Source organism: Deltaproteobacteria bacterium (assembly GCA_018668695.1).
Taxonomy (GTDB): domain Bacteria; phylum Myxococcota; class XYA12-FULL-58-9; order XYA12-FULL-58-9; family JABJBS01; genus JABJBS01.
The window spans coordinates 1-4,520 of record JABJBS010000392.1 but is presented as its reverse complement, the minus strand read 5'-3'; the positions used below and the strand labels follow the sequence as shown (position 1 = coordinate 4,520).

Here is a 4,520-nt window from a genome sequence, read left to right as displayed (position 1 = left end):
GATGGATACCGCTCGTGGAGGCCAATTCATTGAAAGCTCTGAGGAAGAATGTGAAGGCGGCGGAAATTGTGCGCTTCCTGAAAACGGCTATCCTGAACAAGCTTGGTATACTTATGACGACGACACGTGCAGCTATAACTGCATGGCAACCGAATACTTCTACTGGGTTCTTACTTCACTACTGGGAGCACAGTCCGGTCGCTGTGATGAAATTGCTGAAGAATGGCAACCTTGTACTCCTGATAGAGTGCTAGAAATGGATTCAGCGGCACACAGCCTCTTTACCGCAACCAACGCTGGTTACGTCATGCCAACCGTTCTTCCTGATGGTGACTACCAAGGCCCCACGCAATAAGCTGGAGCTGCTGTGTTGGTTCATCGGTTTCATCGGTCGTAGATGAATATGATGCTCAAAAGAAGTGCCGCCGAAGCCTAGAGAGATAAATCAGTAAGAGCAGTCAAAGGCCCCGTGCCATCCATCCCAAACGTACTCGCCTCCACACCAACAGCAGCCAGCATAGAGATAAAAAGATTCGCCACCGGCGCCTCTTCGGAATATTGAATATGCCTTCCGGGAGCCGATGCACCACCCCCCGAACCCGCCAAAATAATCGGAAGATTCGTATGCTGGTGGGAGTTACCATCAGCGATCTCACTTGAAAAGAAAACCAGTGACTGGTCAAGTAAAGTCCCCTCACCTTCCGGCACAGCGGCAAGACCATCTAACAATGAGGCGAACTGAGCCACTTCCCACTGATTGATGACCTTAAGCTTATCAAAATTCTCCTGAACGTTTTGATGGTGGGAAATTTCGTGATGCGCACCAGACACTCCCAGAAACGAATAGCTCTGATTGGATCCGGCATTACTTAGCATAAACGAAATAAGCCGCGTCATGTCACATTGAAACGCCTTCACCATGATACCTGTCATCAGCTGAACATGAGTTTCAAAGTCAAAGGAGTCGGGAGGAACCGTACCTGGGGCGCAGGTAACATCCTCCGCTTCCATGACTCTGACTTCGAGTTCCCGCACACCTGTTAAATACTCATCTAGCTTCTGTGCATCATGGGTATTGAGGCGCGCACGTAGGCTCAGACTGTCTTCTACCAACGCGTCCAACATACTTAAGCGGTACAACCGTCTTCGCTCAACCGCCTCTGCAGAAAGCTCACTATCGAACCCTCCAAAAAGCCTATCAAACGCAAGTCTTGGATTGGTCACCTTTGCCAGTGGCGTGTTTGAATCAGCCCAGGAAATATTCCGGGAGTAGGCACAGCTGTAACCTGAATCACAGTCACCTACGCTTGACCCGCCAGCAGTTCCAAGCTGCAACGATGCGAACGGCGTTTCAATGCCCATATTTTGCGCAGCGAATTGGTCGACAGAAACGCCATTTTGAATACCGTCGCCATCGGTCTTAACAACACGATTGCAAGTAAGGAACGACCCGGTCCCACGAGCGTGATCACCAGGAACATTATCCTCACCCGCTCGGTTCGCGAGCCCAGAGATGACGTTTAGATTCGCCCTGTGAGCGCTGAGTGGTTCAAGGATGGTTGGAATCGTGTAAGAAGAACCGGTCGTCTCTGGGATAAAGTCCGGCATATGCATGCCATTGGGAACATAATAAAAAAGTAGCCGAACCGGCGAGGCACTGTCCGCCGCAAAAGCCTGCCGACCTACCGGCAATAAAGATTCAAAGAGAGGCAACGACAACATCGCCCCTGCTCCGCCTAGAAAAGCCCGGCGGCTGATTGCCCCCTTAGCTGTCTGATTTTGCGACAACCTGAATTTTGACCAGCGAAAACTCATGGTAACTCTCCGCCGCGCATTGTAAAGGCGTCGGTTTTAACCAAGGCCTGGACCAGTGCATCCAACCGATAACCACTCTCACTAAACGCTGTCTCGACAGCTTCTAGGTAAAGGTGGTCGGTGTTCTTAACGCCACGGCCTGTCGCGTAGATGAAAAACTTTTCAACCATGCAAGATGGAACCCGCTTGTCTTGAGCTAAAAGTGCCTGCAACTCTGTTGCACCATCAAAAGCTGAGCCGTCTGGCAAAACATCGGCAGCATTCACGGGATAATCTCCATCGAATTCTCGATAGGTACCAATGCCGTCAAAATACTCGAGTCCAAACCCAAGAGGATCCATCACATCATGACAAGTTGCACAGACAGGCTCTGCCCGGTGCCGTTCCAACTGCTCACGAATAGAGCCTTCAGTGTCCTCAGCCTCCTCAAGGCCCTCCACGCCCGGCGGAGGCGGCGAAGGAGGTGAACATAGCAGATGCTCGAGAATCCACTTGCCGCGCTTAACAGGCGATGTTCGGGTCGGATAAGACCTTGCCATCAGCCAGCCAGCTTGGGTCAACAGGCCGCCGCGCTGATAAGGGCTAAGCCAAACCTCTTGAAAACCTTCTCCCTCAAAATCGCTCACACCGTAGTGCTCCGCAAGACGTGAATCCACCCATCCGTTTTCAGCCTGAAGTAAGTCTAAAAGGCTCCGGTCCTCGAAGAACAACGACCGGACCAGATGCTCCATTTCACCGCGCATCGACTCACGAAGTTCTTCGTCAAAATCAGGAAAATACCAAACGTCGGGAGAGGCGTCGTCTATTGCTCGAATATGCAGCCACTGACCCGCAAAGTTTGACACCAAGGACTCAGCCTTAGGGTCTTGCAGCATTCTTGTAACTTGACCCGCCAACACCTCAGGGGAAGATAAAGAACCATTACGGGCCAATTCAAACAACTCAGTATCCGGCATACTGCTCCAAAGAAAATAAGACAGCCGCGATGCAAGCTCCCAAGAACTCAATGGTGCTGACGCTGTGCTCTCGGGGTTCGGCTCGTACTCGACCCGGTACATAAAATGAGGCGAAGTAAGAATCTTTTGGAGCCCGAGTCGCACACCGGTTTCCCAAGAATCACCGAGCGACTGCGCAAGCTCAAGAAAGCTGAGAAAGCCCGCTAGTTCGTCGTTGGTGATTGGTCTCCTAAATGCCTGTTCGGCAAACCTTTCAAGAACCGTTCTTGCACAAGCCTCCGACTCAGAATCCTGACCATCACATGCGAGTATCTTATCGCGCTCAAGGTTTTCTTCAGGCTCTAAGTTCAGCGGACCTTCAAGCCTTAACCAGTCGACGATAAGATTTCGGTCGAGTCCCTCCTCGGGCTCGTAGTAATCGTTATCGAAGCTTACTGAAATCTGCCGCAGCCCCTCAGCCATGTCAGCCTCAACTTCAATGACCTCCATCGTGTCGGCCGACGCCGCGGCCACAGCAAAGCTCTCCAGGACTGTGCCGTCCAGCATTAAACTTGCTTGCGCTAAATCGGGACCTGCCTGCTGCCCATAGACCCGGGCGGAAATTCTGTAACGGCCTTCAACCGGAACACTCACAATATTGTAGAGTTCTCCACTGCTCCAAAGGTTCCATCCGTTTGGGGCTGCGCCCCCGGTCGTCGCCTCGGCAACTTCCGCCTCAACGTGCCAGATTTGCGGCTCCGTAATGCTTTCAAAAAGCGCTTCTTCAACCAATTTCTCGGCTGTGTACGAATAGAGCTCAACCAAAAGCGGAGATACCGTGAGAACCTCGGCTATGTTGTCAAAGCCGTAACCAAAATCGTCCAAAGGGAAATCGTCAGCAGGACGGAGACTTGTCCCGAGCAAATCACGAACAGTATTATTGTATTCTGCGCGGTTCAGCCGGTGCAGCGTCACCCTGCCTGGTTCAGGATCCACATCACGGGTCGTCGTTGATGAGGTATCATCGGACTCGTCATCACCTGAACACCCGGAGCCTGCCATCAAGCCAAAAAAGAATGAACCTAAAAGGAGCCATCTTAGGTGCCTAAAACTCACAGTGAACCCTTCCCGCGAACTCAGCGAGGATGCCAAGTTGGCGCCCGCTATCTTTCGGCGCCTCCATAACAACACACTTCGGCATCACCGAGAACCACTTCGGACCGTAATTTTAGCCTAATTCCGAAGAGTCGCACCATTATAATAGAGCACTACGCCAGATGTATGTGGAAAATGAAGAGAACCTGGGTGGCTCCGGCCCTCTTGCTTTTGTAAATGTCAGAAATGAATACCGAGAGGCAATTGACTATTTGTTCGGCGCAATGACGGGACGGGTCACACCAAATGCATTCAGATTGGTACCAGTGAGATTACCCGACTCATCGGATCCCAAGAAGACACACATCTTTGCAAGCTCGCCCTGAGTTACCTGCGACTTTAGAGATTCGCTCGTACGGTCGGCCGAGTCGGGTTCAATTGCTCCGGGTGATAAACAGTTCACGCGAACACCGCTGCCGCGAAGTGCTTCCGCGCTTGCTTCAGTCAGCCCAATCAAACCAAATTTGGATGCACAGTGTGGCACCACGCCGCCATCGCCAACACTGCCGTGAATGGACGAAACATTAATAACGGCGCCTTGCCGCTTAGCTGCAACAGCGAGCCGTGCAAATGCCTGAGTTGCGAAAAACGCTGCACTCAAATTACTGTCTAAGG

The 4,520-nt window shown here is 51.8% G+C and carries 4 protein-coding genes; 1 reads left to right on the top strand and 3 read right to left on the bottom strand.

Annotated features, from left to right (window positions below):
* Positions 1 to 355, top strand: a 355-nt coding sequence (locus HOK28_23160) for a hypothetical protein (GenBank protein MBT6436008.1), incomplete at its 5' end; no start/stop codon positions are given.
* A gap of 77 nt (positions 356 to 432) precedes the next feature.
* On the opposite strand, the gene HOK28_23155 is transcribed toward HOK28_23160, so the two are convergent.
* The 3 genes from HOK28_23155 to HOK28_23145 form a co-directional block, all read right to left on the bottom strand.
* Positions 433 to 1,815, bottom strand: coding sequence for a DUF1552 domain-containing protein (locus HOK28_23155; GenBank protein ID MBT6436007.1), 1,383 nt, complete (start codon positions 1,813 to 1,815; stop codon positions 433 to 435).
* A complete protein-coding gene (locus HOK28_23150; GenBank protein MBT6436006.1) occupies positions 1,812 to 3,866 on the bottom strand; it encodes a DUF1592 domain-containing protein in 2,055 nt (684 codons plus the stop codon). The genes HOK28_23155 and HOK28_23150 overlap by 4 nt, the downstream gene beginning before the upstream one ends.
* 247 nt (positions 3,867 to 4,113) lie before the next feature.
* Positions 4,114 to 4,520: SDR family oxidoreductase (locus HOK28_23145; protein MBT6436005.1), on the bottom strand; the 407-nt coding region annotated here is incomplete at its 5' end.

What these genes read in the sequence shown, in the direction of transcription:
- HOK28_23155 (MBT6436007.1), bottom strand. Translation starts at nt 1,815, where the DNA reads ATGAGTTTTCGCTGGTCAAAATTCAGGTTGTCGCAAAATCAGACAGCT.